Here is a 23,923-nt window from a genome sequence, read left to right as displayed (position 1 = left end):
TCTGAACCTACTGCCGGTAGTCGCCCAGAAAGTTACCGAGCCGTTCCATCGCTGTGGCCAGTACTTCTTCCTCCGGCAGCAGGACGATGCGCAGGTGATCCGGGGTCGGCCAGTTGAAGCCGGTGCCGTGGACCAGCAGGATGTGCTCGCGTTCCAGCAGGTCCATGACGAATTGTTCGTCGTCCCGGATGTCATGGACGTCCGGGTCGAGCCGTGGGAAGGCGTACAGTGCGCCACGCGGGGTCACGCAGCTCACGCCGTCCATGCTGTTCAACGCAGTGTCCACCACATCCCGCTGCCGGGTGAGCCGTCCATCCGACCCGGTGAGGTCTGCAATGGAGTGGTCGGCGCCACGTCCACTGCCACCAAGCGCAGCCACCACTGCGTGCTGTCCGGGGACATTAGGGCACAGGCGTGTTGACGCCATGAGGTCCAGCCCGTGCAGGAAGTCCGTGGCGTGGTCCTTCGGGCCGGTCACCACCATCCACCCGGCGCGGTAGCCGGCCAGACGGCTGCTCTTCGACAGTCCGGAGTACGACAGTGTCAGTACGTCCGGGGCGACGGCGGCGAGGTGGGTGTGGGCTGTTCCGTCATAGGTGATCTCGTCGTAGATCTCGTCCACCAGCAGCGTGAGGCTGTGCCGCCGGGCGATGTCGGCGATGCCCTCCAGGATGTGCCGTGGATAGACCGCACCGGTGGGATTGTTCGGGTTGATCACCACGACCGCCGTAGTGCGGTCGGTGATGCGGGACTCCATGTCACTCAGGTCCGGGTTCCAGCCGTCATGCTCATCGCAGGTGTAATGCACGGGGGAGCCGCCGGCGAGGGTGACCATTGCGGTCCACAACGGGTAGTCGGGTGCGGGGATGAGGATCTCGTCACCGTTGTCGACGAGGGCCTGGCAGGTCATGGTGATCAGTTCACTGACACCGTTGCCGAGGTAGACGTCTTCCCGTCGTAGCTCGGAGAAGCCCGGGACCGCGGCGTAGCGTGCGGCCACCGCATCCAGCGCAGCGGGGATGCCGTGGGAGTCCGAGTACCCGTGGGAGTCGGACAGCGTCCGTGACATCTCCGCGGTGATCAGCGGGGGCGCGGTGAAGCCGAAGGGTTGCGGGTTGCCGATGTTGAGCTTCAGGACGTCTATCCCGGAGCGTTCCATCTTTGCGGCACGGGCAGCGACGGGGCCGCGGATCTCGTAGAGGACGTTGCGGAGCTTCGAGGACTGACGGACGGTCTTTCTGGTGTGGTTCACGGTGTTTCCTCCAAGACGGGGTGAAATCGGGGCGGTGTGTTACGTGCGCGTACGGCGGTTGTCGCACAGGCGATGACGAGCAGTCCACTGAACAGGGTGGGCAGAGTGACATGTTCTTTCAGCAGGAGGGCGGCCCAGGCGATGCTGAGCAGCGGTTGAATCAGCTGCACCTGACTGACCTGGAGCATGGGACCGAGTGCGAGTCCGCGGTACCAGGCGAAGAACCCCAGGAACATGCTCACCAGGCTGAGATAGCCGAAGGCCGCCCAGGCGTCGGCGTCGACCGCAGACCAGGCGGCCGCGGAACCCGGCGCGCTTGCGGCGGCGAGGACCGTCATCACCGGCAGTCCCAGCACCAGAGCCCAGCAGATGGTCTGCCAGGACCCGAGGTCCCGTGAGAGCAGGCCTCCTTCCGCGTACCCGACAGCACCGGTGATGACGGCGGTGAGGAGAAGGAGGTCCGCGGTATGGAGACCCCCTCCGGCACCGTTGCCGCCGTGGAGGATGCCGGCTGCCGCGGCCGCGGCAGCTCCGAGAACGGCGGCACACCAGAAACGGGCTCCGGCACGTTCGCCGGTACGCAGGACCGTGACGGCAGCGGTGGCTGCAGGCAGCGCCGCGATGACCACGGCACCGTGGGCGGCCGGGACGTCCTGCAACGCCAGGGAGGTGCACACGGGGAATCCGATGACCACGCCGCCGGTGACCAGGCAGAGCCGCCACCACTGGTGGGCCCGCGGACGTCGGCGGTGGCGTCCGGCGACCAGGAGCAGGAGGGCGGCGAGCAGCCCGGCGATGACGGCCCGTCCGGTGCCGGTGAACACCGGGGAGAGTCCACCGGTGACAGCGACCCGGGTGAGCGGGACCGTAAGAGAGAAGGCGAAGACGCCGAGCGCTCCCCACCACAGTCCCGACGGCAGTATCGGTGGACCGTTATCACCAGTAGCGCTACTATTAACCTTCATGTCTCAGAGTAGCAGTGCCCGGCTGGTGGCGGAACTCCGGCAGTGGATCGAGGGCCGCACGGCCGGAACCACACTGCCCTCCACCCGGGCGCTCGTCCGCGACCACGGGGTCGGTCCGGGAACCGTCCAGTCGGCCCTGCGCGCCCTGACTGCCGAAGGCCTGGTGGAGACCCGGCCCGGCGTCGGCACCTTCGTCGCCGCAGGGTCGTCCGGTCGTCGACTCCACCCCGCCGACTACTCCTGGCAGGCCGGTGCGCTCGGTGCCGCCACCTCTGTCGGAGCGACGACAGCCGCCCCCGGTGGCAGTGAGGACGGACCACTGCGCCCCACCCCCGAAGATGCCGTCAGTCTGCACAACGGTTACCCCGACCGCAGGCTGTTACCGGAGAAACTCGTACGTCAGTCCCTGGCCCGCGCCGCACGGAGCGACGCCGCGGTCACGGCGGCCCCGCGCGCCGGGATCCCGGAACTCCGTCAATGGTTCGCACACGAACTCGGCCAGTACGCCCCTGCCGGGACGCCACCGGCCGCAGCCGCCGATGTCACCGTCCTTCCCGGTACCCAGTCCGGCCTCGCGGCGATTTTCCGCGCAGTCGCCGCACCCGGAGACCCGGTGGTCATCGAGTCACCCACCTACTGGGGCGCAATCCTCGCCGCCGGTGAATCCGGGGTCCGGCTGGTTCCGGCGGTGGGCGGTGACGATGGCCCGGACCCCGTTGAACTCGGCAGGACACTCGCCCGCACCGGTGCCCGCGCCTTCTACGCCCAACCGCGTTACGCCAACCCCACCGGGGTCACCTGGTCACCGTCCCGACGCCGCGAGATCACCGACGTTCTCGCCCGTCACGGAGCCTTCCTCATCGAAGACGACTGGGCCCGTGATTTCGGTATGGGCGACGACCCCGAGCCGGCGCCGCTGGCGGCCCAGGACGATGCGGGGAGGGTGGTCTACCTGCGCTCCCTGACCAAGAGCGTCTCCCCGGCGTTACGGGTGGGCGCCGTCGTCGCCCGGGGACCTGTGGGTGAACGGATCCGCGCCAATGTCACTGCATCGGCAATGTACGTCAGCTCACTGCTCCAGTCGGCAGCCCTGGATGTCGTCAGTCAACCGGCATGGCGGACCCACCGGGCGTCGTTACGGGGCCAGCTGCGCTCCCGACGCGATCTCCTGGTCGACGCCGTCCACACCCATCTTCCGGACGCAGTGCTCTGCGGGGTGCCCGGCGGGGGACTGAACCTGTGGGTGCGGTTGCCCGACACGACCGATCTGCACCGGCTGGTCATCGACTGCGAACGCGCCGGGGTGATGATCGCCTCCGGCGACGGCCTGTTCCCCGCGGAACCCACCGGAAAGTTCGTCCGGCTCAATTTCGCCGGACCCGACCCCGGGCGGTTCGACCCGGCGGTCAGGACAGTCGCCGAGGTCCTGTCACGCTGTTGTTGAGGTGTTTGCTGACCTGCTCGAGTACCTCCGCGACCCCGTCATCGTCCGCACCCGCGGTGATCTCGTCGGCGATGGCGAGGACTGCCGGATCTGCATTGGCGACCGCCACCCCCCGACCTGCCCACTGCAGCATGTCGATGTCATTCAACCCGTCGCCGAGGGCCAGCACCTCCTGCGGGGCGATCCCCAGGTGGGAGCACAACCGGGCCAGTCCGGCGGCCTTGGACACCCCGGCAGCCATCACCTCCACGAACGGCGCGCCAGACAGTGTGACCTCCACTCCTCCGAGTCTGCCCACCTCGTCGGACACAGCGGCGAACAGGTCCTCAGCAGGGATCGACGGGTGACGGAACACCAGTTTGCCCGCCGGCGCCGCGACGAGTTCCCCGGCATCCGCCCGTTCCATGGACGCCGGGTCACGGCTGTGATCCGAGGTGGACGCCAGCTCGGCGTACCCGCTTTCGGCGACGAAGCGGGCGCCGAGATCCCGGACGGCGGCGAAACGGGCACCGGGGAAGCGGCCACGCACGGTCTCGACCACCTGCGCAAGGGACACCGGTGCGGTCTCGACGGAGAAAAGCACCTCGCCGCTGCCCAGGTGGACACCACAGGCACCGTTGCCGCAGACAGCCCAGTCCGAGAAACCAGTACGCGCGTTGACCGCCACGACCCCGCGGACGTTGCGGGCCGTGGCAGGGATGATCCGGACACCGGCCGAACGCGCCGTCTCGAGAGCGGCGACGGTGCGGGCACTGACGGTCTTGTCGCTCCGCAGCAGCGTATTGTCCAGGTCGGTGGCGATCAGCCGGACGGGCGTCATGCCGGTGTCATTCCGGCTCACCGCCGGGCACGGTACCGGGGACGAGGGTGCCGAGCTCCTCACCGTCGCGTCCGAGCACGGTGAGCGCTCCGTCGCCCAGTTCCACGGTGCTCACCCCGAGGAGCCACTGCGACCAGCCGTCCCCGCAGGCCATCATCGTGGTGGGGAACGGCTCCACCGTCGCGGTAGCACCGTCGACGGAATAGGTCGTGGTGATGCCGTTGCAGGCGTCACTGCCGGTGATGCCGCCGTCGCCGTCGAAGCTCAGGTAGCCTTTCCCCTCGGGATCCACCCAGGTGCCGGTGAAGTCGGTCGGTGAGTCGGGTGATGTGTCGGGCACGGTGCTGGCCTCCGTTGTCGGGGGTGGGTCGGGATCATCGGAACCGCCGCAGGCCGTCAGTCCCACGGCGAGCAGGACCGCAGCAAGCGCCGTGGCCGGGCGTCCTGCCCGCATCAGAAGGCCGGACGCAGGACGCCGAGGACGCCACCGTCGTCACCGTGGACCACCAGTACCGCGCCGTAGTGGTGGATGGTGGACACCCCCTGCAGCCACTGGCTCCACGGTCCGGTGCACGCCATCATCGTGGAGAGGAAAGGATCGACGTCGGCGACATTGCCGTTGACCGTGTACGACGAACCGACGCCGTTGCATCCGTCCGTCCCGGAGATCCGCCCGTGGTCGAACGTGACCTTCGCACCACCGGTCGGGTTCGCGTCAACCCAGGTGCCCGTGAACGGAACTGCAGGAAGGGAGGACAGAGAGGGGAGCGAGGGTAGGGACGACCCAGGGAGCTCCGGCTGCGCGGCAGCGGTCGGGGTGCCGGCCAGTCCGACGACGGCCAGCGCAGCGACTGCTCCGGTGAGAACTTTGCGGGTGAGGGTCATGACGTTCCACTCCTTGGTGGGGTCGGTGAGACTCGCTTCTGTTATCTGTTCCATCGCCCCGGGCTATCGGGGTGTTAGCCGGTGATCTCGTCCATGGCGTCGTCGCGCAGGAAGTCGCCCGCCATCTCGACAGCCGGTCCAGAGGAGTCGGCACCCTCGATGAACACGCAGAATGCGAGGTCACCGACACTGCCGACGAACCACCCGTGGGCGTCGCCGTCGCCGATTTCGGCGGTACCGGTCTTCCCGCCCAATCCGTCGATGTCGCTGAGCGAGGAGGCTGTGCCGGAGGTGACCGCTTCGCGCATCATCGACCGCAGGGCCCCGACCACGTCAGGATCGAGGGGGTCGGGGGCCGCGTCCTCCAGGTCGCTGGTCGTCTCTTCACCCTGGATCACCGACGGGGTGACCATCCTGCCGTCATGGGCGACCGATGCCTCCATGAGCGCCAGGCCGAACGGAGACGCCAGTACCTCGCCCTGGCCGATCGCCGACTCGACCCGCGCGGCCCCGGGCTCGGTGACGGGGACGGAGCCGGTCATGCTCGTCATCCCGGGCGCATCGAAGTCGACCCCCAGTCCCAGGCGGGCCGCGGTGTCCTTGAGGTCCGACGGTTCGAGACCGCGGGAAATCAACGCCTGGGTGGTGTTGCAGGACTCGGCGAAGGCGGTGTGCATCGGCACGGTCCCCAGGTCGAAGTCATTGTCATTGGGAATGACCCTGCCGTCGACGTCGACACTGGCGGGGCACTCGACCTCCTCGTCCGGACTGACCGTCCCCCGGCCGAGCGCTGCGGCGGTGGTCACCGTCTTGAACGTGGAGCCGGGAGGGAACTGGCCGGTCATCGCGGGGGTGCCTTGGCGATCTGCCGCGGCGTTCTGGGCGGAGGCGACGAGGCCCCCGGTGGAGGCGTTGAGTGCCACGATCGACGCAGCGCGGTCTTCTGAGTCCAGGGCCCGTTGCGCGGCGGCCTGGACCCCCATGTCCATGGTCGTCCGGATCGGATCGGAGCTTTCAGGCTTCTCCTGTCCCAGAATCTCACCCTCGAGGCCCTGCTCCTCGTCACCGGTGGTGGTCAGCGTCCACCCGGCCGTCTCATCGAGACGTTTCTCCCAGTACGCACGCACATCACCGTCAACCGGGGACGACGTTCCGTCGGAGGACAACAGGCGCCCCTCTTCCCGTGAGCTCACCCCGGCGATGTCGTCGAGGGCCCCTGTGACCTTCTCGGCGTCCTCGGGCCGGAGTGAGAACAACGTGGTCGCGTCCCCGCCGGCGTCGGTGATCTGCGCGGCAATCTCGCCGGCGTCGATGTCGTTGATCGCCGGACGGGCCGCGTCGGCAATGGCGGAGGCCTGCTGTTCCGGTGCCATCTCGTCGGTGGCGCTCGCCGAGAAAACCGTCACCGTGGTCCACGACATCTGTGTGTCGTTACGGGCGTCGAGGACGGGAAGGTCGTAGGTGCGGTCGTCGGAGTAGGACACCGTGGTTTCGGGGGTCAGCGCCGAGGCGAAGATCCGTGGGTTCCACGTGACCGGGTCGCCGTCACCGTCCGTCGTGGACAGCGCTCCCTCGGAGGTGACCTCGTCGCCCGACGGGACGGTCCAGGTCGTTGTCGTCGTACCGTCCTCAACGTCCAGGTGTACGGAGGTGTCACCGGTGGAGTCGTCCAGCTCGGCGAGATAGCGCTCCGCGGTGTCGGGGTCGTCGGTCTGTGTGGCGGCACCGGCCCAGTCACCCTCGTTGACCATGTTGATGAACTCGTCGGTGGGGGAGTCGCTCCACGGCGCCGAACACCCGCCGAGCAGGACAGCGGTGGACAGGAGGGCCCCTGCCGCGGGCAGACAGGTACGACGGGCGGGAGTTCTCATGGGTCCAAGTTCACCGTTCCGGGCCCACGGATGCAAGGCGCGAGGGAAAACAGGGTAGTTTTGCATTAGAACAGGAATGTCGGGAAACCGGTCCTGTCTCGCCCCTTTGTTCCGCCTTATTTCGCCTTATTCCGCACTATTCCAGGAGGTAACCGGACATGATCGAGAACAACTTCTACACCGCAGAAACCCAGGGTCCCTATGAGACCGCCTCCATCGGTCGGCTCGAACTCGAGGACGGGGGAGTGATCGACGACTGCTGGCTGGCCTACGCCACCGCCGGCACCCTCAATGCTGACAGGACGAACGCGATCCTCATCCCGACCTGGTATTCCGGTACCCACGGGACATGGTTCCAGGAGTACATCGGCACGGGCCATGCACTGGACCCGTCGAAGTACTTCATCGTCTGCGTCAACCAGATCGGTAACGGAATGTCCGTGTCCCCGCGGAACACCGACGACGACTCCATCGCGATGTCGTCATTCCCGAAGGTGAGGATCGGCGACGACGTCGTGGCCCAGCAGCGGCTGCTCCATCAGGAGTTCGGCATCGAGGAACTCTTCGCGGTCGTGGGCGGGTCAATGGGTGCCCAACAGACCTATGAGTGGATCGTGCGGTTCCCGGACAGGGTCCACCGTGCCGCGGCCATCGCCGGAACCGCACAGAACACCCCGCACGATTTCCTGTTCACCCAGACCCTCAACGAAGCCATCGAATCCGATCCCGGGTTCGCCGGGGGCGAGTACACCTCGCACACCGATGTCGCCGACGGCCTGCGGCGACAGTCCCACCTGTGGGCCGTCATGGGGTTCTCAACGGCCTGGTGGAAGAAGGAGGCCTGGCGCGGTCTCGGCTTCGACGCTCCTGAGGCCGTACTGTCTGACTTCTTGGATCCGTTGTTCATGTCGATGGACCCGAACACACTGCTGAACAACGCGTGGAAATGGCAGAGAGGCGATGTGTCCCGGCATACCGGCGGCGACCTTGCCGCAGCTCTCGGCCGTGTCACAGCGACGACTTTCGTGATGCCGGTCAGCGAAGACATGTTCTTCCCGGTCCGTGACTGCGCTGCAGAACAGGAGCTGATCCCCGGCAGTGAACTGCGGGTCATCGACGACGACGCGGGACATCTCGGACTGTTCAACATCAGCCCGGACTACATGAGTCAGATCGACGCGAACCTCACTGACCTGTTTTCCCGCTGAACAGCCCCGCAGCCGCAGTCACTGGAGAAATGACAGCGCCGTCGGCGCCGTGTTCAGGACGATGACCACCCCGACGATGCCTACCGCCCACGAGAACGCCCCCGCCGCACCACGCACACTCCAGTCGTGGACACGGGCGAGCACCCTGTCCAGGCGGTTTCCTCCCGCCATGCGTGCCACCGCCAGGACCGCAGCCGGCACGATCATGACCACGCAGTAGGCGACGAGGATCACTGCAGACCGTGCGAGACCGGCGCCGCTGTCGACGATGATGCCGATCGCCGCCAGGTAGGGGATCATCGTCGCCACCTCCGCGAGCCCGGCCACCAGGGCCAGTCCGGTCAGTGCCCGGTAGCTGGTGCTCGCGACGCGGACACGTTCCGACCACCGGCGGGCACCGGCCTCCGGGTCACCGCCGCGCTTACGGACGGCTTTCGGGTCGATCCGGAACGACCACACCACCAGCAGGACACCGAGGACCGCGAAGACAGTCATCGCACCCGGGGAGGTCAGGGTATCGCCGAAGCGTTCGAGCAGCGGAAGGGCCCCGGCGGTGAGTGCGACGCCGACCGCCCAGTAGAAGGCACCGATGACAGCCAGGTAGTAGAAGGTCGCCGCGGCAGTTCTTCCGGCGGTCACTCCGGCACTGCCGCTGACGACGAGGAGAAGGAGTGGCACAACCAGGGTCCCGACGCTCGTCGAGTCGACCAGCGCCAGTACGACCAGGGACAGGTAGCTGAAGGAATCGGGGAGGGAATCCATGTGTCTCATCGTTCTCTGCCGGGTGGCCGGGCGACCTCCTCCATCGGTAGGAGATTTCACGTCCGTGTGCCTTGCTAGCCTTACTTCCATGGACACCGGTCACTTTCCCGTCATCAGCAGGGGCGACGTCCGTGCCATGGTGCTCTACGTGGTCGTCGTTGTCGTGCTGTACCTGTCCGGGGTGACTGACCAGCCCTTCCTCAGCGGAGTCATTGCGGCGGCGCCGTGGCCGGCTGCGGTCTCGCTGGCATTGATGTTGACCGGTGCGCTCGGCACCCTCTTCCGCTCCTCACGTCCCGGACTGCTTCTCGTGGTGGTTGTTCCGGTGAGCCTGCTGGAACTTCTCGTCGGCAACCAGGTCAGTGCCTACATCCTTCTTGTGGAAGGGTTGTGGGCGCCGGTGGCGCGGGGCAGCGTCCGGTCTGCGAGGTCCGCCACCGTCACGGGAATTGCCGTCGGTACCGTGATGGCGGCGGCGATGCTGGTGAGTTGGGGTGACGCCATTCCGCTGGGAACCGCAGTGGTCGTCGGAGCGATGATCATCGTGGTCGCCGTGTTCACCCCGTTGGCCTGGGGATGGGAGGTACGTCACCACCGGGTCGCCCAGGAGGCGGCCGAAGAACTCGCCCGTACCGAACACGAACTTGCCGGTGAACGCGCTGCCCGCGAGGTGGAGTCGGACCGGTTGCAGATCGCCCAGGACCTGCATGACGTGGTGGCAGGACACCTGACCGCCGTCTCCCTGCACACGAGCCTGGCGCTGGACCTTGATGAACCTGTCGCTCGGGCACGGTCTCTCGAGACAGCCAGGGACAGTGCGGAGGCGGCATTGGGTGATCTCCGTGAAGTGATCGGGGTGCTGGCGGGCCCGGGCACGGGGGCAGGACGTCAGGCGTCCTCCACCGTGCCGACGCTGAACTGGGACATCTTCCGCCAGCGGCTGGGAGCCGAGGCTGTCGTCGGAATTGATCCGCAGGTCGACGATCCCGCCGTCGTGCCGACCGGCGTCCGAACCGTACTACTGCATATCTGCGCGGAGGCGGTCACCAACGCCGTACGGCACGGTGCCTCGCCGCGCTCCCTGCACGTCGTCGTCCATCCTGGTCACCTGGAAATGGACTGCCGGAACCGCTGTCGTGCCTCGACGGCTCCGAGGACAGGGGAGACCACCACGCTCGGACTACGGACCATGGGCAACCGCGCACGTGCGCTCGGAGGCACCGTCGAGGCAGTGCACGAATCCGACACCTGGCGGCTCCGGGCACACCTGCCGCTGCACACATCCGGGGAAGGGGGCCGATAATGCCCAGCGCACCGATCAGAGTCGTCGTCGCTGACGACCAGGCAGCCTTCCGGACGGGGATCGTCACATTGATCGCATCCGCTCCCGACATGTCCGTGGTCGGGGAAGCGGACGACGGCCCGTCGGCGGTGGACGTCGCCCTCCGGGCCCGCCCAGACATCGTCCTGACAGACGTGCGGATGCCCGGCGCCAGCGGAATCGAAATCACCCCTGCCTTATGCGCCGCCGGGTGCCGGGTCCTTGCGATCTCCGCCTACGGCCTCGACGGTGACGTCCTCGACGCCATCGGCGCGGGCGCCGATGGATACCTGGTGAAGACGGAACGCCCGGCCAATATCCTCGCTGCGATCCGGTCCGTGGTCCAGGGGGACGCAGCACTCTCCAATGAAACGACCACCGCCGTGCTCACCGCCCTCCGTCAACGGGCCGAGCGCACAGAACGCACGGAGCCCGTACCCGACCCCGGGGACGTTCACCTCACCGCCAGGGAAGATCAGGTCCTGGCACTGGTGGCCGCCGGGTTGCCCAACCGTCAGATCGCAGCAGACCTCCACATCAGTGAAACCACGGTGAAAACCCACCTGGGTAACCTGTTCGCCAAAATCGGTGCGGTCTCGCGGCTCCAAGCCGCCCTGTGGCACCGGGAACACCGGGTACAGTGATCCGGGTGAGCGAATACGCAGACGTCAGCGCCGTCACACCGAGCGGCGACCACCTCTGGAGCGCAGAGATCGACCCGGGATGGACGATTCTGGGCAACCCGAACGGCGGCTACCTGCAGACGGTCATGGCACGGGCGGCAGTGGCCGAGGCCGAACAGTCCACCGACGCCAGCGTCCACCCCCATACCGTCGCCGCCTCCACCCATTTCCTACGGTCACCACGCCCGGGAGCGGTGGAGCTGGCTTCCGAACTCCTGCGCAGCGGCCGGACCACCACACAGGTCCGCGTCCGGATGAGCCAGCACGGGCAGATCACCGGCGAATCACTGTTCACCCTCGGAGAACTCGGTGACGCCGACGTCGACTGGTCCACGGCGGATCTCCCCGCGCCGGGGGCCGCGTTCGACGAGTGTGTGCGCTTCACCCCGCCGCCCGAGCAGTTTCCCGTGGAGATCCTCCACCACGCCGGGCTGTACCTGCACCCCGGGCAGACCGCCTTCACCGCCGGTGAACCCCGCGGACTCGGCGAGGTGCGGGCGTGGGTCGAGCTGCCGGACGGGGAGAACTTCACCCCGGAGTCCCTGCTGCTCGCCGCCGACGTGCTCCCGCCGGCGACGTTCGACGTCCAGCCCGGCGGGTGGGTACCGACCATTGAACTGTCGACATATGTCCGGGCGGTGCCCGCGCCCGGACCGGTGAACGTCCTGTTGAAGGCCAATCTCGTCCAGGGCGACCGGGTCGATGAGTCGGCGACAGTGTGGGATGCGACAGGTACGCTCGTCGCCCAGTCCCACCAGTTCGCCGGGATCCGGTTCTCCTGACCATGAAGTACACCCACGGACACGGTCCGGCGGTCCTCGCCAACCACGTGACACGCACGGCACAGGACTCCATGGCGTTCGTCCTCCCGTACCTGCACCGCGACTCCCGGGTCCTCGACGTGGGGTGCGGTCCCGGATCGATCACCCTGGACCTGGCAGCTGCCATCGCCGGTGAGGGCGGGGCGGCGTCCCAGGTCATCGGTGTGGAGAACACCCCGGCACCTGTGGCCGCTGCCGAGGAGCTGGCTCGCCGCCGCGGTATCGGTGCGGTGTTCATGACCGGTGACGCACAGGCACTGCCGTTCCAGGACGGGACCTTCGACGTCGTCGTCGCACACCAGGTGCTCCAGCACCTGGGTGACCCGGTCGGCGCTCTGCGTGAATGCGCACGTGTCGCCGCCCCCGGCGGTATCGTCGCGGTACGGGACGCCGACTACGACGCCATGTTCTTTTATCCGCAGCCGGAGGGAATGCTGGAATGGCAGCACGACTACCGGCGTCGGGCACGGGCCAACGGCGGAGAGCCCGATGCCGGACGCCACCTGCCGGAGTGGGCCCGCGCCGCCGGATTCGGCCCCGGGCAGATCACCTTCAGCACGACGACATGGCAGTACAGTGCCGGGGCGGGGGCCTCGTGGCTGGCGGACAACTGGACCCGCCGCACCCGTGAGTCCGGTGCAGTCCCCGCAGATGCCACCGACCGAATCTGTGCCGGATGGCGGACATGGCGTGAGGATGAGGCCGCGGTGTTCGTGATGCCGCACGGTGAGTTGTTGATCCGGGTGTGACCGGATGGAAGACTGGTCACATGAGTAACCAGCAGCCCTACCGTCAGGACCCGAACCGTGGCTACGGCCAGCAGTACGAGCCGACACGGCAGTACGCGCCGCAACAGCCGCGGCAGAACCAGGGCTACCAGCAGCAGTCTCAGTCGCCCCAGCCTCCCCGGCCCGAGAATCTGCTGGCCGGGCGGTTCGACACCAAGAAGGTCATCATCAACCTGGTGATCCTCGGTGTGCTCTGCGCGGTGATCTCCTTCGCCGTCCTGCTGGTGATCGACCTCATCGTCTCCGCCGTGACCGGCTGGGCCGCCCAGGGACCGGGTGCCGCGGTCGTCTACGGTGCGATCGCCGGCATTGTCGGCGTCCTCGCCGGTCTGCTGTACATCCCGGTGGTCGGAACCGGGAACGAGAATCTCTTCGGCGCCGCGATCCTCGCCCTCGCCATTGCCGCGGGTGTGGTGTACGTCCTGCTGGGCGGGTTACTGGACGGGGACTGGAATACGCTGCTGACCCTCGGCGCGATCCTGTGCACCGCAGGTACGGCCTATGTGGCGCCGACGCGTATCGAGTCTGCCCGCGTGAGGTAGGGGAGCCGGGACAGGAGGGGACAATGCCGCGGACGCCAGCTGTGGATGCTGAGATCGCCCGGGTGGTACAGGCCACCGGAGTGGCCTGGGACATCATGGTCCGCGCCTTTGAGGCTGCCGGTGGTGCGGAGTCACCCCACGCCGAGCTGGCGGCCGCGGTGCATCCCCTGATGGTCGACTCCGGAGTCGACAACCCCGGGTGGTGGGGGCAGGGGGCACGAGGTGGCCTACGAGAAGCAGATCGGCCGTCGTATCACCGGGCAGTCGAGTGCGGGGGACTTCCAGGTGGCGGCGTCACGCACCGTGGGTGCCGGGGCGGAGGTGCCGGAAGGGGAGGACGCTCCAGCCGTCGTCCGTGACAGGGTGGGCGCGAGGATCGTCGCCGACGAGCCTGTCCGGCTGCGCGGGGAACCGCGTGTCTCTGACACGCCGAAACGGTCCTACTGGCGATGCTCCCTCGAGGACGGAACCTCCCTCGAGGTCGCGGTGGCACCGAAGAATGAGACGCGGGTGACGGTGACGCTCACCGTCTCCGGCATGGTGTCTGCCGAACAACGGGAGTCGATGCGTGCCGTGCTGAAGGAGATCCCGGCGGGAGTGTGACGGGCGTGTACGATATTGCCCACACCTCAGCATGAAGAAAGGCAAACCTTTGACGGGCACGATGCTGGATATCCCCCTGATCGATGTCGCGGAATGGCGCACCGCACCGGTGGAACGACGTGGGGAACTCGCCGAGCGCCTGGACCGCGCCATGCAGGACTCCGGGTTCTTCATGGTCAGTGGCCACGGTATCGAGGACACTTGGTCGGCCGAACTCCGTACCGCGGCGGCGGAGTTCTTCCACCTGCCGGACGCCACCAAGGAGAAGTACCGGACCGTCGTCGGAGGTCGCGGTTGGATACGCACCGGCGATGAAGCCAACGCCTACTACGGTGAGGAGGTCGACCCGGACACGGCCGACCTCAAGGAGACCCTGACTTTCGGCCGTGAGTACCGCACCGGCGACCAGGACATCGACGCGGTGTACTTCCGCCCCAACGTGTACCCCGACGAGGTTCCGGCGCTGGAAGCTCTGGTCAGCCGCTGGGCAGGAGCAGCCCGTGATCTCTACCGCGACCTGCTGGAAATGCTCGCCACCGCACTGGGTCTGGACGAGCGCTTTTTCGTCGACCGCGCGGAGAATTCGCCGCACACCTTCAACATCAACCGCTATCCGGCGCTCTCCGTGGTGGGGCGCGCCAAGCAGGACCAGTACCGGATCGCGCCGCACACGGACTGGGGATTGGTGACGATCCTCGACCGTGAACCCGGCTACGGCGGACTCCAGGTCCAGACCGCCGACGGAGAATGGCAGGACGCGCCCTATGTCGAGGGGGCGCTGACGATCAACATCGCCGACCTGCTTGCGCGCTGGACCGGGGACCGGTGGCGGTCCACCCGTCACCGCGTCCTGGCACCGAGTGAGGATGCGCCCTCTGAGGAGCTGTACAGCATCATCGCGTTCATGGAGCCTGACATGACACAGGTGGTCGAACCCCTCGCCCCGCCAGCAGGCGGGGGAGCGGACTACACGCCGGTGCGGGCTGCGGAGTACTTCAGCGAACGTAACGCGGCCGCGACGGTGAGCTGAACCGGTCCGTCACGCGTCCTCGCCGAGGGCCCGGTTCAGCCGTTCGACTTTTCCACTGATTTCCCCGGTGCGCCCGGGGCGCAGGTCCGCCTTCAGGACCAGTGAGACGCGAGGGGAGTACTCGCCGACCGCCTCGCAGGCACGCTTGACGACCGGCATCACCTCGTCCCACTCGCCCTCGATGGTGGTGAACATCGATGTCGTCTCGTGGGGGAGACCGGATTCCCGGATGACGTCGACTGCCCTGGCCACGATGTGGGCCATGGAGCCGTCGGGTTCCGGGGTGGTCGCCGGGGCGATGGAGAACGCGAACAACATACCGGCCAGCCTACATTCCCAGCTTCTCCAGGGCCGTCCGCAGACGCTCGACGGTGCCGTCGACGTCGGCGAGCTTGTCGAGGCCGAAGAGGCCCAGACGGAACGTGGAGAAATCCTCCGGCTCACCGCACTGCAGGGGAACACCACCGGCGACCTGCACGCCGGCCTCCTTGAACTTCGCGCCGGACTTCACGGCCGGGTCATCGGTGTAGGCCACGACGACGCTGGGGGCGGCGAACTCTCCGCTGGAGATCGTGGTGATGCCGTGCTCGTCAAGCAGGGCGCGGACCTTGGTGCCGAGGTCGATCTGTGCCGCGCGCAGGTTCTCCAACCCGCGGTCGCGTGCCTCGGCCATCAGCTCAGCGTTGTGCGCCAGTCCGTCGGTCGGCAGCGTGGCGTGGTAGGGGGTACGACCCTCGCCGTATTCGTCGGTGATGAACAGCCACTTCTTGAGGTCGACGGCGAAGCTGGTGGAGGTGGAGTTGTTCACGGCGTCGCGTCCTGCTTCGCTGAGCATGACGTAGCCGGCGCAGGGGGTGCCACTCCATCCCTTCTGTGGGGCACTGACCAGTACGTCGACACCGGTGTCGGTCATGGAGACCCAGGAGGCGCCGGAGGCGACGCAGTCGAGGACGACGAGTGCGCCGACCTCGTGGGCGGCCTCGGCCATGGCGGTGATGTAGCTGTCGGTGAGCTGGATGCCGGCGGCGGTCTCCACGTGCGGGGCGATGACCACCTCAGGACGTTCGCGACGGATCGCGGCGGTGACGTCCTCGATCGGGGCGGGGACCCAGGTGGAGGTCGGCTCGTCACCGGTCTGCCGGGCCTTGAGGACGGTCACGTCGTCGGTGATCCTGCCTGCGTCGATGATCTGCGACCAGCGGAAGGAGAACAGACCGTTGCGGACGATGAGTGCGCGTTTCCCCGTGACGAGCTGGCGCGCGACAGCCTCCATGGCGTAGCTGCCGCCGCCGGGCACCACGGCGACGGTGGCGGCGTCGTAGGTTGTTGTCAGGATGTCGCGGATATCCTGCATGACCTTCGTGAACCGGGCCGACATGTGGTTGAGGGACCGGTCCGTGAAGACGACGGAGTATTCGAGCAGTCCATCGGGGTCGATATCATTGTGTGGGAGGTTCATGCTCTTATTCTCCCACAGAGTGATCTGTCTCTCAGCATGAGGGGTGACAACTGCCCGGGTGATTCGACGTGGTCAGGCTCTGTCATCGGTCGCGATGATGGCGTCGATCTGGACGGATGCGCCGAGGGGGAGTGCAGCGACCTGAATGGTCGTCCGTGCCGGATACGGCTCTGTGAGCCAGCGGGCGTACTCCTTGTTGACGGCGTCGAAGTCGTCGTAGGAGGTCAGGTAGACCGTCGTTCTCATGACCTGGGACCAGGTGAGATCATTCTCAGTGAGAAGCACACCGAGGTTCTCCATCATCAGTTCGCACTGCTTACTCACGTTGTTCGATGTGAGCTCGCCGGTCGAACGGTCCTGACCGATGATCCCAGCGGTGTATGCGACCCCGTTGTGTGTGGTCAGGTGAGAGAACGGTGCCGAGGACTGATGGAGCATGGTGCTGAAGAAGTGATCCATGGCAATTCAGCTTAAACTGACGGGACACGCCCCGCAGCAGCTCGGTCTGCGGCAGAGTGGAGGAATGACGATCTACCACATCGCCCGCGTTCCCGACTGGACCGATGCGCAGAGGGAAGGGGAGTACCGCGTCTCGACATCAGGTATGTCCTTGGATGAGGTCGGGTACATTCATGCTTCTACGGCAGCTCAGGTCGTGCCGACCGCGGAACGTTTCTATCAGGATGAGACCGTCCCGCTGTGTGTCCTGGCCATTGATGAGTCAGCCGTCCAACATTCGGGAACTGAGATCCGCGAGGAAAGCGGAGACGACGGGCAGTGGTACCCGCACATTTACGGACCATTGGATCCGGAGTGGGTCATCACGGTGCACCCGGGGGAGTTTGGAACAGACGGTCGCTTCGTCTGGTGACTCTGGCCTGTCGCTGGTCACCCCGAGTCCGCTGCGCGTACGGTGGACGGGTATGAAGGCGACAGAAGTTCTGCAGGATCTTGCCGGTCGAGTCCGCGATGCCGCGGGAGAGATTCCGCGGGACCTACCCGCAGAGGTAGTCAATGCGCATCCGGCGGGCCACCCGAATTCACTGGTCTGGCTGTTGTGGCACACCGGCCGGGAACTTGATGTCCAGTTGTCCGGGCTGACGTCCGACGAGCAGGTCTGGACGTCCGAGGGGTACGACAGTTCCTCAGGCATTCGTGGCGCGGGTGAGTCGATGGGCTTCGGGCAGTCGCCTACTCAGGCACGGGAGGTGACTGCCGCTGAGGCTGGTCCTGTCATCGACTATGTGACCACCGTCTGTGATGCCGTGGACGCCTATCTCTCCACATTGGGTGACGCGGATCTCGATGCAGTCGTCGACGATGCCTGGGATCCGCCCGTCACCAGAGGTGTTCGCCTCATCAGTATCCTGCATGACGCGGTGATACACCTTGGTCAGGCGGCATATGTGCTGGGGACCGACACGGGGAGCGGTGGCAGAGGGTAGCCACGTCGACGACACCGGTGTCTGGCACCAGTCGTCTAGACCTTCGAAGTGTCATAATGTATATTATCGGCGAAATATGGACTGAGCTCGATGGGGCGGGAATGTGGCGCGTACCGTCGGCCGCCCTCGAACGTTGATGCGTCGGCGTCCCGGTCTGCACTCTGAACCTCGGCGTTCCCGGATGCTGGTTGTTCGGACGGCTGTGTCGATGTGGCCGCGCCTGGCAGGTCGCGCCTGACCCCTTGGATCTCGTTGGGTTTGTCGGCCCGTCGTGACATGGCGACGTTATGGGCCGGCAGCCTGTTCGGAGTGCGATGTGCCGGTCTGCCGTAACGGATGGCGCCGTATGGAGTTCAGTTCCCCGTGTCGTACACCACGGGGAAAGTCGCTACCATTACGTCACTGTGACGTAATGGTAGCGACCTTTCCCCTTTGTCAGTCACGCTCAGAGCATGCTCGACAGGATAATTTGGGCGATGCTGAAGTAGATGACCAGACCGGTCGCGTCCACCAGCGTTGAAACCACCGGGGTCGAGAACACGGCCGGATCCACGCCGATTTTTCGGGCGACCAGCGGGAGCACTCCGCCGACGATGCATGCCCAGGTGCAGATGCCCACAATCGTCAGCGCCATCACCGCGCCGATGCGCCATTCATAGAACAGCGTGATAAACGGGAAGATCAATGCACCGAGGAAGACTCCCAGGATGAATCCGACGCGGACCTCTCGCCAGATGACCCGCCAGATGTCTCGTGGCCGGACCTCATCAACGGCAAGCGCACGAACCACGGACGACGCGGCCTGTGATCCTGCGTTACCGCCCGTTCCGGTGATCATCGGCACGAAGGTCGCCAGCACAACCACCTTCGACAATGTGTCCTCGAAGAAAGACATGACGTTGACTGTCAGCACAGCCGTCAGAATCAGCACCAGGAGCCAGACACCGCGTTTGCGGGCCAGGTGGAAGACCGTCGCCGTCAGATACGGCTGCTTCAGTGGCTCAGAGCCGCCAGAACGGTAGACGTCCTCGGTCACCTCCAGCTCGAGGATCTCCATGGCGTCATCGACCGTGATCATGCCGAGGAAACGCCCTTCGTCATCGACGACCGGCAGTGCGAGCAGGTCGGCTTCCTGGACGAGGCGTGCGGCGACCTCCTGGTCCTCGGTGGCATTGACGGCATGGGTCTCGACGTTCATCAACTCGGATACCGGAGTGCCGTCGGCGGCGGTGACCAACGATGCGAGGTTCACGACGCCGACAAGCTGCCGTGTGGAATCCGTGACAGCGAGAACCGCGATATCCCGGTTCCTCAACTCACGGCCCCGGAGCTTCTTCAACGCCTGTTCCCTGCTGTTGCCGACGTCGATCACGGTCGGTACCGGCGTCATGACGCGACCCGCTGACTCATCCGGGTAGCCCAGCAGCTCTGCTGTGATCTTGCGGCGGTCCGCGGGAAGCCCGGTCATCATGCGGGCGGCGACAGCGGCCGGCATCTCGCCGAGCAGTTGGGCGCGGTCGTCGTCCGGCAAAGTGAGAAGAAGGTCGGCGAAGCGGGCCTCTCTCAGTCCCGTCATCAGATCGGCCTGGTGGACAACGTCCAGGTACTCGAACACCTGGATCGCCCGGTCTTTGTCAAGGAGCCGGAAAATGACCGCCTGCTCGTCGGTACTTCGCCGAGACATCTCGTCGGCGACGGCGACGGTCGTCATTCCGTTGAGCTCGACCTGCAGTGCAGCCACATCCTGCCGCTCCAGAAGGCTCGTGATGTCCTGTCCCATGGGGCCTCCTGAAGGCTGTGCGTCTCCTGTTACGTGCGGTATCTGTCATCCCTGTACAGCTTCAGTAACTGCCATATGGTGAGTCCGAGGAACGCCACACAGACGGCAGCGAAGATATATCCGAGCGTTCCGCCCGTAAAGACCATGAACCCCGTGGCCGCGACAAGTGCGACGAGCCGGATCCACCGGGTGAAGACCATGACGTCTCTGTCCATGGTGATGTCCTCTCAGGGTCAGCTCTGGAGCCCGAAGACCAACAGCAGGTCCACGGTGCCTTCTTCGGCGATCTGTGACGCGACGAACTCCGGCGAGACAATTCCGAAAGCTTCCCGTTCCACCGGCACCTGGCCTTCCACGATGACGTTCTCCCCTGTCCTGAGCACTGTCAGTTCAGCGGTGACGTCATTGGTCTTGCCGTGCATGGTGAGCTCGCCGTTGACGGTTACCGTGTCAACACTACCGTCCTCGGGAAGAGACGACAGATCCACCGGGTCGGAGATGGTGAACGTCGCTTCAGGGTACTGGTCGGTGTGCAGGATGTTGTCCCGGACGTGGATGTCGCGCTTCTCTATGTCGGACTCGATGCTGTCGACGTCGACAGTCACCTTGCCCTCCTCCAGGATCCCGTCGGTCACCACGAGCGAACCGCTCACGGAGGACGTCCTGCCTGAGGTTGACTTCTCCTGGCCCGGAAGGACCTCATTGAACGTGTATCCGGCTTCGCTGGAGTTCTCCCCTGCTCCGCTGACGACGTCCCAGTGGCCGTCCACACCCACCGTAGCCGGCTCGCCGCTTCCGTCGGCGATGGATGCGGTCTGCAGTCCCTCACTGGTGAGAAGTCTGTACACCGGCGGGCCGACAATGGCGATGGCCAGTGCGACGACGGTGACAACGACCAGCGTGACGATACCTTTCCGCATGTCTGTCCATGCTAGCCGCCGCCGCCCGCGAACCCTATTCGCTTCTCCCCCGGACCCCCTCCGCATCCCTGGCGAGGGTGACGAGTTCCTGACAGAGTTGCAGGACGCTGTCGGACGGCTCGCCGTCGGCGACGGCTTCGCGGATGTCTTCTGCTGCGCAACGGACCTCGAAAAGACGGTCAGTGAGTTCCTCTGCAGCTGCTTTCGAGAGGATGACGGAGTCCGCGGGAATGGTCGTGTCCTTGAGCGACTGGCGTTGTTCGTAGGCGCGCTGACGGCAGGACTGGCTGCAGTAGCGGCGCCGTCGTCCCGGCCCTTCCTGGGCTATCTCGCGGTTGCACCATGCGCACCGGTGAGGTGTCGTCCGCTGTGCATCGGTGGCGTGGTCGGTCATGTCGTCCATCATTGCACTTCTGCGGTAGAGTGTTGTGGTTGAGCTTTGTGGTGTCGCCCGGGAATTATCCGGGCATCTCGTCCGTTGTACCGGAGGAATGATCCACCACGTCCGCATGATGAGAAGGGTGATGCACCGATGGCAGATCGTGTACTGCGTGGCAGTCGAATGGGAGCGGTGTCCTACGAGACGGACCGCGACCACGACCTGGCCCCCCGCCAGAGGACCAAATACCAGACCGAGTCCGGTGAGATCTTCGAGGTCGCTTTCGCCAACGACGCGGAGATCCCCAGCGAGTGGATGTGCAAGAACGGGCAGCTCGGCCAGCTCATCGAGGGTGTCGGTCAGGACGCGAAGCCGCAGAAGCCGGCCCGCACCCACTGGGACATGCTCCGCGAGCGCCGGTCGCTCGAAGAGCTCGACGTCTTGCTCGAGGAGCGCATCGAACTGTTGCGCAAGCGTCGTCGTACGGCGATGAAGCTCATGAAAGAGCAGGCCGCGAACTCCTGAGTCTTTCTATGACGACCTGGTAGAAGCCCTCCGGTGGTGCCGGAGGGCTTCTGCTTTGCCTTCTTTAGTTTCGATCATATGTTCGATCTTCCTTTAGTTTCATCATTCTGTGTCTTCATTGTTCGGTAGTGTGTTCGATATGGATGACACATCGTCACAGCCTGCTCCCCCGCCTCCCGAGCACGAGCCTCCACAGGCCAGGCCGGGGCATCCTGATCTCGTGTTCGTTTCCGGGATCCTCATCGACTGGGGTGAACTGTACGAACCCTCGTTCACGTTCCGACGGTGGTCGATCGAGTCATCGACGGACACTGCTGCCGTCGCAGTCAGAAAGATGAACCGTGCCATGATCGAGATCGCTGTCCAGTGCGTTCCTCACGACACCGCCGATGTCGTGGCTCATCACGCGCGCCTTCAGTCCAGGCTGTCGCTGACGCGGTGCAGGGCTGAAACCTACACGGATATCGGGTTGCTGTGTGCCCGCATGCCCCGACTCAAAACCCACCTGCTCCGGGGGATGCTGAGCTTCGACCATCTCCGGTTACTGGCCCGTAGCGCGGACGGTATCCGTCCTGACGACACCGTCGCAGCGGAGAAAGCCCTGATCGCAGTCCTCACTCCCCGACGGGACAAGCAGGTGATGCCGGGGCCGCGCGCCATGGTGAAGAAGATTCTCAAGGCAGTGCACAGGATCGATGCACTCGCGCGTCCCGTCGACCACACGGATCCTGAACCACCACCCGTCAGTTGCGCGGAGATGATCGGGACGACGGAGTCGGGCCTCGCCACCGGCACCGTCGAGCCGCCCGCCGGTATTGATCCTCGCGACTGCGGTACACCCACCCGCCGCGTCAGTGTCGACACCTATGACCCCTGCTCCACCGCCATCACCGCAACACTCCCGCCCGAAGAAGCTGAGGAGGTGATTGCCGTTCTCGATGCAGTCTGCCGTGAAATGTCGTGTTCACGCGCGGACGGTCTGCTTCACCTCGTCCGCGGTACCGCCGATGTCAGCGTGACCCTGAACATCTACCGCGAGATCAACAGTGAGGTCGCTGCGACATCAGGCGGGCACTGGCTCGACGCCGTGGCGACCGACGCATTCATGGAGCGCGTCACCCACCTCCGGATTCCCGGTCACGACGCCACGGACACCTATACGCCCACCAGGAGGATGGTGGAGTTCCTGGAAGGCGTGTACACCAGCTGTACCTTCCCCGGGTGCGAGGTCCCCGCGGCGAAGTGCGACATCGACCATGTGCGCCGCTACAACCACGAGGATCCGGACTCCGGCGGGCCGACCGACACCGGGAACCTCCATCCCCTGTGCCGTTCCCACCATCTCCTCAAGACACTCGGCTGGGTCGATGCCACCAAGGGAAGTGACGGCGCGGTGATGTGGTCGAGCGTCGACGACGGGCGCACCTACGTCACTGAACCGACGGGGCCTCTCGCAGGATTCGCGAGAACCAGCTTCGCCAGCCGTGCGACCAGACGCTACCGGACAGTCCGGGAGCACAATGAGCGACGAAAGGCAGTACGTGCATCCCAGCAAGCGGTACTCGCTGCGGCACGCAGAGCGAGCACGGAAGAGGCGCCGTTCTAGAGACCGATCTTCTGCCTGACCGAATCCCTGCCCAACCGCCAGAACGCCCCGGCAAGAGTACTGACCTGGGCGGCACGGTGGCGGATCCCCCATGCCGTCACCACCATCAGGCTGTCCTTGACGAAGCTACCGGCCAACTTGGACTCGCCGATCTCACGCTCGGTGAAGGTGATCGGCACCTCGTCCACGGCGAACCCACCCTCGACCGCGCGGAACGCAAGGTCCACCTGGAAGATGTACCCCGCGTTCGAGAGCTCGTCGAGATCCAGGGACTCCACCAGCGACCGACGGTACGCACGGTAGCCGGCGGTCATGTCGGAAAGCCCACCGCCCAAGGCGATGGAGATGTAGATGTTCCCCGCCTTCGACAGGAACCACCGGTTCCACGGCCAGTTGACGACCTTGCCGCCGGGCACATAGCGCGAGCCGATGACCAGGTCCGAACCGGCGTCGACCTGGTCCAGGAGTCGGTTGAGCTGTTCAGGAGCATGGGAACCGTCCGCGTCCATCTCACAGAGCACCTGGTAGTCACGCTCCAGCCCCCACCGGAACCCCGCGACATAGGCGCCGCACAGACCGCCCTTGCCCTCACGGTGGAGCACGTTGATGTGCCCGTCAGTGGCAGCCAGTTCGTCGGCGAGTTCCCCGGTACCGTCCGGGCTGTTGTCGTCGACGATGAGGATGTCCACGCGGTCGGGCTCAGCCGCACGGAGGCGACCCACGATGAGCGGGAGATTCTCCAACTCCTCGTAGGTCGGGATGATGACCAGGGTGCGGTCACTGGGGTTCGTCGAATGTCCCGTAGCCAACCTCT

General features: G+C 65.8%; 28 protein-coding genes. 13 read left to right on the top strand and 15 right to left on the bottom strand.

The features are described 5' to 3' along the window. Positions 1-7: 7 nt before the first annotated feature. Positions 8-1,252, bottom strand: coding sequence for a pyridoxal phosphate-dependent aminotransferase (locus BJF89_RS15990; protein WP_255372705.1), 1,245 nt, complete (start codon positions 1,250-1,252; stop codon positions 8-10). Then, complete coding sequence (locus BJF89_RS15985) at positions 1,249-2,217, bottom strand: DMT family transporter (protein WP_075816052.1); 969 nt, start codon at positions 2,215-2,217, stop codon at positions 1,249-1,251. The genes BJF89_RS15990 and BJF89_RS15985 overlap by 4 nt, the downstream gene beginning before the upstream one ends. Between BJF89_RS15985 and BJF89_RS15980 the strand changes: the two genes are divergently transcribed. After that, positions 2,216-3,661, top strand: a complete 1,446-nt coding sequence (locus BJF89_RS15980) for a PLP-dependent aminotransferase family protein (protein ID WP_075816051.1) — start codon at positions 2,216-2,218, stop codon at positions 3,659-3,661. The two genes, BJF89_RS15985 and BJF89_RS15980, sit on opposite strands and share 2 nt — an antisense overlap. Here the strand turns inward: BJF89_RS15980 and BJF89_RS15975 are convergent. From BJF89_RS15975 to BJF89_RS15960, 4 genes are read right to left on the bottom strand one after another with little or no spacing between them, the layout of a single operon-like run. After that, entirely contained in the window at positions 3,624-4,502 is an 879-nt protein-coding gene (locus tag BJF89_RS15975; protein ID WP_255372704.1) for an HAD family hydrolase, read from the bottom strand. The genes BJF89_RS15980 and BJF89_RS15975 overlap by 38 nt on opposite strands. Next, complete coding sequence (locus BJF89_RS15970) at positions 4,489-4,935, bottom strand: META domain-containing protein (RefSeq protein ID WP_075816050.1); 447 nt, start codon at positions 4,933-4,935, stop codon at positions 4,489-4,491. Before BJF89_RS15970 ends, BJF89_RS15975 begins: the two co-directional genes overlap by 14 nt. Then, the gene (locus BJF89_RS15965; protein ID WP_255372703.1) at positions 4,935-5,420 is read right to left on the bottom strand and encodes an META domain-containing protein; all 486 of its coding nucleotides are present in this window, start codon (positions 5,418-5,420) and stop codon (positions 4,935-4,937) included. Before BJF89_RS15965 ends, BJF89_RS15970 begins: the two co-directional genes overlap by 1 nt. A gap of 20 nt (positions 5,421-5,440) precedes the next feature. Further along, complete coding sequence (locus BJF89_RS15960; RefSeq protein ID WP_075816048.1) at positions 5,441-7,237, bottom strand: penicillin-binding transpeptidase domain-containing protein; 1,797 nt, start codon at positions 7,235-7,237, stop codon at positions 5,441-5,443. A gap of 158 nt (positions 7,238-7,395) precedes the next feature. Here BJF89_RS15960 and BJF89_RS15955 point away from each other — a divergent pair, with 158 nt between their 5' ends. Continuing rightward, positions 7,396-8,445, top strand: a complete 1,050-nt coding sequence (locus BJF89_RS15955; protein ID WP_075816047.1) for an alpha/beta fold hydrolase — start codon at positions 7,396-7,398, stop codon at positions 8,443-8,445. 18 nt (positions 8,446-8,463) lie between these two features. Here the strand turns inward: BJF89_RS15955 and BJF89_RS15950 are convergent, their stop codons facing one another. Continuing rightward, positions 8,464-9,207 (bottom strand): GAP family protein, encoded by a 744-nt coding sequence (locus BJF89_RS15950; protein ID WP_075816046.1) that lies wholly within the window; start codon positions 9,205-9,207, stop codon positions 8,464-8,466. 88 nt (positions 9,208-9,295) lie between these two features. Here BJF89_RS15950 and BJF89_RS15945 point away from each other — a divergent pair, with 88 nt between their 5' ends. The 7 genes from BJF89_RS15945 to BJF89_RS15915 all read left to right on the top strand — a co-directional run bounded on the left by BJF89_RS15945 (position 9,296) and on the right by BJF89_RS15915 (position 14,995). Then, positions 9,296-10,510, top strand: a complete 1,215-nt coding sequence (locus BJF89_RS15945) for a sensor histidine kinase (RefSeq protein ID WP_158026089.1) — start codon at positions 9,296-9,298, stop codon at positions 10,508-10,510. Continuing rightward, on the top strand, positions 10,510-11,172 hold the full coding sequence (locus tag BJF89_RS15940; protein ID WP_075816044.1) for a response regulator transcription factor: 663 nt from the start codon (positions 10,510-10,512) through the stop codon (positions 11,170-11,172). Before BJF89_RS15945 ends, BJF89_RS15940 begins: the two co-directional genes overlap by 1 nt. 5 nt (positions 11,173-11,177) lie before the next feature. Further along, positions 11,178-11,993, top strand: a complete 816-nt coding sequence (locus BJF89_RS15935; RefSeq protein ID WP_222843857.1) for a thioesterase family protein — start codon at positions 11,178-11,180, stop codon at positions 11,991-11,993. Between the two features lie 2 nt (positions 11,994-11,995). Next, positions 11,996-12,781, top strand: coding sequence for a class I SAM-dependent methyltransferase (locus BJF89_RS15930; RefSeq protein ID WP_075816042.1), 786 nt, complete (start codon positions 11,996-11,998; stop codon positions 12,779-12,781). A 20-nt stretch (positions 12,782-12,801) separates the two neighbouring features. After that, positions 12,802-13,362, top strand: coding sequence for a hypothetical protein (locus BJF89_RS15925; protein ID WP_075816041.1), 561 nt, complete (start codon positions 12,802-12,804; stop codon positions 13,360-13,362). 222 nt (positions 13,363-13,584) lie between these two features. Next, positions 13,585-13,965: a hypothetical protein gene (locus BJF89_RS15920; RefSeq protein WP_075816040.1), complete on the top strand. Its 381-nt coding sequence runs from the start codon at positions 13,585-13,587 to the stop codon at positions 13,963-13,965. A gap of 31 nt (positions 13,966-13,996) precedes the next feature. Then, on the top strand, positions 13,997-14,995 hold the full coding sequence (locus tag BJF89_RS15915) for an isopenicillin N synthase family oxygenase (RefSeq protein ID WP_255372702.1): 999 nt from the start codon (positions 13,997-13,999) through the stop codon (positions 14,993-14,995). A 9-nt stretch (positions 14,996-15,004) separates the two neighbouring features. On the opposite strand, the gene BJF89_RS15910 is transcribed toward BJF89_RS15915, so the two are convergent. The 3 genes from BJF89_RS15910 to BJF89_RS15900 form a co-directional block, all read right to left on the bottom strand. Next, complete coding sequence (locus BJF89_RS15910; protein ID WP_075816038.1) at positions 15,005-15,313, bottom strand: thiamine-binding protein; 309 nt, start codon at positions 15,311-15,313, stop codon at positions 15,005-15,007. 10 nt (positions 15,314-15,323) lie between these two features. Further along, positions 15,324-16,454: an aminotransferase class V-fold PLP-dependent enzyme gene (locus tag BJF89_RS15905; RefSeq protein WP_075816037.1), complete on the bottom strand. Its 1,131-nt coding sequence runs from the start codon at positions 16,452-16,454 to the stop codon at positions 15,324-15,326. Between the two features lie 72 nt (positions 16,455-16,526). Beyond that, complete coding sequence (locus BJF89_RS15900) at positions 16,527-16,913, bottom strand: RidA family protein (RefSeq protein ID WP_075816036.1); 387 nt, start codon at positions 16,911-16,913, stop codon at positions 16,527-16,529. Between BJF89_RS15900 and BJF89_RS15895 the strand changes: the two genes are divergently transcribed. Next, positions 16,912-17,325: a DUF952 domain-containing protein gene (locus BJF89_RS15895; protein WP_255372701.1), complete on the top strand. Its 414-nt coding sequence runs from the start codon at positions 16,912-16,914 to the stop codon at positions 17,323-17,325. The two genes, BJF89_RS15900 and BJF89_RS15895, sit on opposite strands and share 2 nt — an antisense overlap. 52 nt (positions 17,326-17,377) lie before the next feature. Beyond that, entirely contained in the window at positions 17,378-17,899 is a 522-nt protein-coding gene (locus BJF89_RS15890) for a DinB family protein (protein ID WP_075816035.1), read from the top strand. 445 nt (positions 17,900-18,344) lie between these two features. Here the strand turns inward: BJF89_RS15890 and mgtE are convergent, their stop codons facing one another. From mgtE to BJF89_RS15870, 4 genes are read right to left on the bottom strand one after another with little or no spacing between them, the layout of a single operon-like run. Beyond that, a complete protein-coding gene (mgtE, locus tag BJF89_RS15885; RefSeq protein ID WP_075816034.1) occupies positions 18,345-19,679 on the bottom strand; it encodes a magnesium transporter in 1,335 nt (444 codons plus the stop codon). A gap of 29 nt (positions 19,680-19,708) precedes the next feature. After that, positions 19,709-19,894: a hypothetical protein gene (locus BJF89_RS15880; protein ID WP_075816033.1), complete on the bottom strand. Its 186-nt coding sequence runs from the start codon at positions 19,892-19,894 to the stop codon at positions 19,709-19,711. Positions 19,895-19,912: 18 nt separating this feature from the next. Further along, the gene (locus tag BJF89_RS15875; protein WP_075816032.1) at positions 19,913-20,599 is read right to left on the bottom strand and encodes a YceI family protein; all 687 of its coding nucleotides are present in this window, start codon (positions 20,597-20,599) and stop codon (positions 19,913-19,915) included. A gap of 34 nt (positions 20,600-20,633) precedes the next feature. Further along, positions 20,634-20,993: a hypothetical protein gene (locus BJF89_RS15870; RefSeq protein WP_075816119.1), complete on the bottom strand. Its 360-nt coding sequence runs from the start codon at positions 20,991-20,993 to the stop codon at positions 20,634-20,636. Positions 20,994-21,131: 138 nt separating this feature from the next. On the opposite strand from BJF89_RS15870, the gene BJF89_RS15865 reads away from it, so the two are divergent. Both BJF89_RS15865 and BJF89_RS15860 read left to right on the top strand, forming a co-directional pair. Then, a complete protein-coding gene (locus BJF89_RS15865) occupies positions 21,132-21,503 on the top strand; it encodes an RNA polymerase-binding protein RbpA (RefSeq protein ID WP_075816031.1) in 372 nt (123 codons plus the stop codon). Between the two features lie 139 nt (positions 21,504-21,642). After that, a complete protein-coding gene (locus BJF89_RS15860; RefSeq protein ID WP_255372700.1) occupies positions 21,643-23,109 on the top strand; it encodes an HNH endonuclease signature motif containing protein in 1,467 nt (488 codons plus the stop codon). Here the strand turns inward: BJF89_RS15860 and BJF89_RS15855 are convergent. Next, the gene (locus BJF89_RS15855) at positions 23,106-23,918 is read right to left on the bottom strand and encodes a polyprenol monophosphomannose synthase (protein WP_255372699.1); all 813 of its coding nucleotides are present in this window, start codon (positions 23,916-23,918) and stop codon (positions 23,106-23,108) included. The two genes, BJF89_RS15860 and BJF89_RS15855, sit on opposite strands and share 4 nt — an antisense overlap. Between the last annotated feature and the right edge of the window lie 5 nt (positions 23,919-23,923).

The organism is Corynebacterium sp. CNJ-954, assembly GCF_001942345.1.
Lineage (GTDB): Bacteria > Actinomycetota > Actinomycetes > Mycobacteriales > Mycobacteriaceae > Corynebacterium.
This window is presented reverse-complemented; position numbering and strand designations above follow the sequence as displayed.

What these genes read in the sequence shown, in the direction of transcription:
- BJF89_RS15955 (WP_075816047.1), top strand. Translation starts at nt 7,396, where the DNA reads ATGATCGAGAACAACTTCTACACCGCAGAAACCCAGGGTCCCTATGAG.
- BJF89_RS15985 (WP_075816052.1), bottom strand. Translation starts at nt 2,217, where the DNA reads ATGAAGGTTAATAGTAGCGCTACTGGTGATAACGGTCCACCGATACTG.
- mgtE (WP_075816034.1), bottom strand. Translation starts at nt 19,679, where the DNA reads ATGGGACAGGACATCACGAGCCTTCTGGAGCGGCAGGATGTGGCTGCA.
- BJF89_RS15950 (WP_075816046.1), bottom strand. Translation starts at nt 9,207, where the DNA reads ATGGATTCCCTCCCCGATTCCTTCAGCTACCTGTCCCTGGTCGTACTG.
- BJF89_RS15940 (WP_075816044.1), top strand. Translation starts at nt 10,510, where the DNA reads ATGCCCAGCGCACCGATCAGAGTCGTCGTCGCTGACGACCAGGCAGCC.
- BJF89_RS15915 (WP_255372702.1), top strand. Translation starts at nt 13,997, where the DNA reads ATGAAGAAAGGCAAACCTTTGACGGGCACGATGCTGGATATCCCCCTG.
- BJF89_RS15965 (WP_255372703.1), bottom strand. Translation starts at nt 5,420, where the DNA reads ATGGAACAGATAACAGAAGCGAGTCTCACCGACCCCACCAAGGAGTGG.
- BJF89_RS15905 (WP_075816037.1), bottom strand. Translation starts at nt 16,454, where the DNA reads ATGAACCTCCCACACAATGATATCGACCCCGATGGACTGCTCGAATAC.
- BJF89_RS15960 (WP_075816048.1), bottom strand. Translation starts at nt 7,237, where the DNA reads ATGAGAACTCCCGCCCGTCGTACCTGTCTGCCCGCGGCAGGGGCCCTC.
- BJF89_RS15880 (WP_075816033.1), bottom strand. Translation starts at nt 19,894, where the DNA reads ATGGACAGAGACGTCATGGTCTTCACCCGGTGGATCCGGCTCGTCGCA.
- BJF89_RS15865 (WP_075816031.1), top strand. Translation starts at nt 21,132, where the DNA reads ATGGCAGATCGTGTACTGCGTGGCAGTCGAATGGGAGCGGTGTCCTAC.
- BJF89_RS15900 (WP_075816036.1), bottom strand. Translation starts at nt 16,913, where the DNA reads ATGGATCACTTCTTCAGCACCATGCTCCATCAGTCCTCGGCACCGTTC.
- BJF89_RS15930 (WP_075816042.1), top strand. Translation starts at nt 11,996, where the DNA reads ATGAAGTACACCCACGGACACGGTCCGGCGGTCCTCGCCAACCACGTG.
- BJF89_RS15970 (WP_075816050.1), bottom strand. Translation starts at nt 4,935, where the DNA reads ATGCGGGCAGGACGCCCGGCCACGGCGCTTGCTGCGGTCCTGCTCGCC.
- BJF89_RS15895 (WP_255372701.1), top strand. Translation starts at nt 16,912, where the DNA reads ATGGCAATTCAGCTTAAACTGACGGGACACGCCCCGCAGCAGCTCGGT.
- BJF89_RS15870 (WP_075816119.1), bottom strand. Translation starts at nt 20,993, where the DNA reads ATGACCGACCACGCCACCGATGCACAGCGGACGACACCTCACCGGTGC.
- BJF89_RS15910 (WP_075816038.1), bottom strand. Translation starts at nt 15,313, where the DNA reads ATGTTGTTCGCGTTCTCCATCGCCCCGGCGACCACCCCGGAACCCGAC.
- BJF89_RS15875 (WP_075816032.1), bottom strand. Translation starts at nt 20,599, where the DNA reads ATGCGGAAAGGTATCGTCACGCTGGTCGTTGTCACCGTCGTCGCACTG.
- BJF89_RS15945 (WP_158026089.1), top strand. Translation starts at nt 9,296, where the DNA reads ATGGACACCGGTCACTTTCCCGTCATCAGCAGGGGCGACGTCCGTGCC.
- BJF89_RS15860 (WP_255372700.1), top strand. Translation starts at nt 21,643, where the DNA reads ATGGATGACACATCGTCACAGCCTGCTCCCCCGCCTCCCGAGCACGAG.
- BJF89_RS15890 (WP_075816035.1), top strand. Translation starts at nt 17,378, where the DNA reads ATGAAGGCGACAGAAGTTCTGCAGGATCTTGCCGGTCGAGTCCGCGAT.
- BJF89_RS15980 (WP_075816051.1), top strand. Translation starts at nt 2,216, where the DNA reads ATGTCTCAGAGTAGCAGTGCCCGGCTGGTGGCGGAACTCCGGCAGTGG.
- BJF89_RS15925 (WP_075816041.1), top strand. Translation starts at nt 12,802, where the DNA reads ATGAGTAACCAGCAGCCCTACCGTCAGGACCCGAACCGTGGCTACGGC.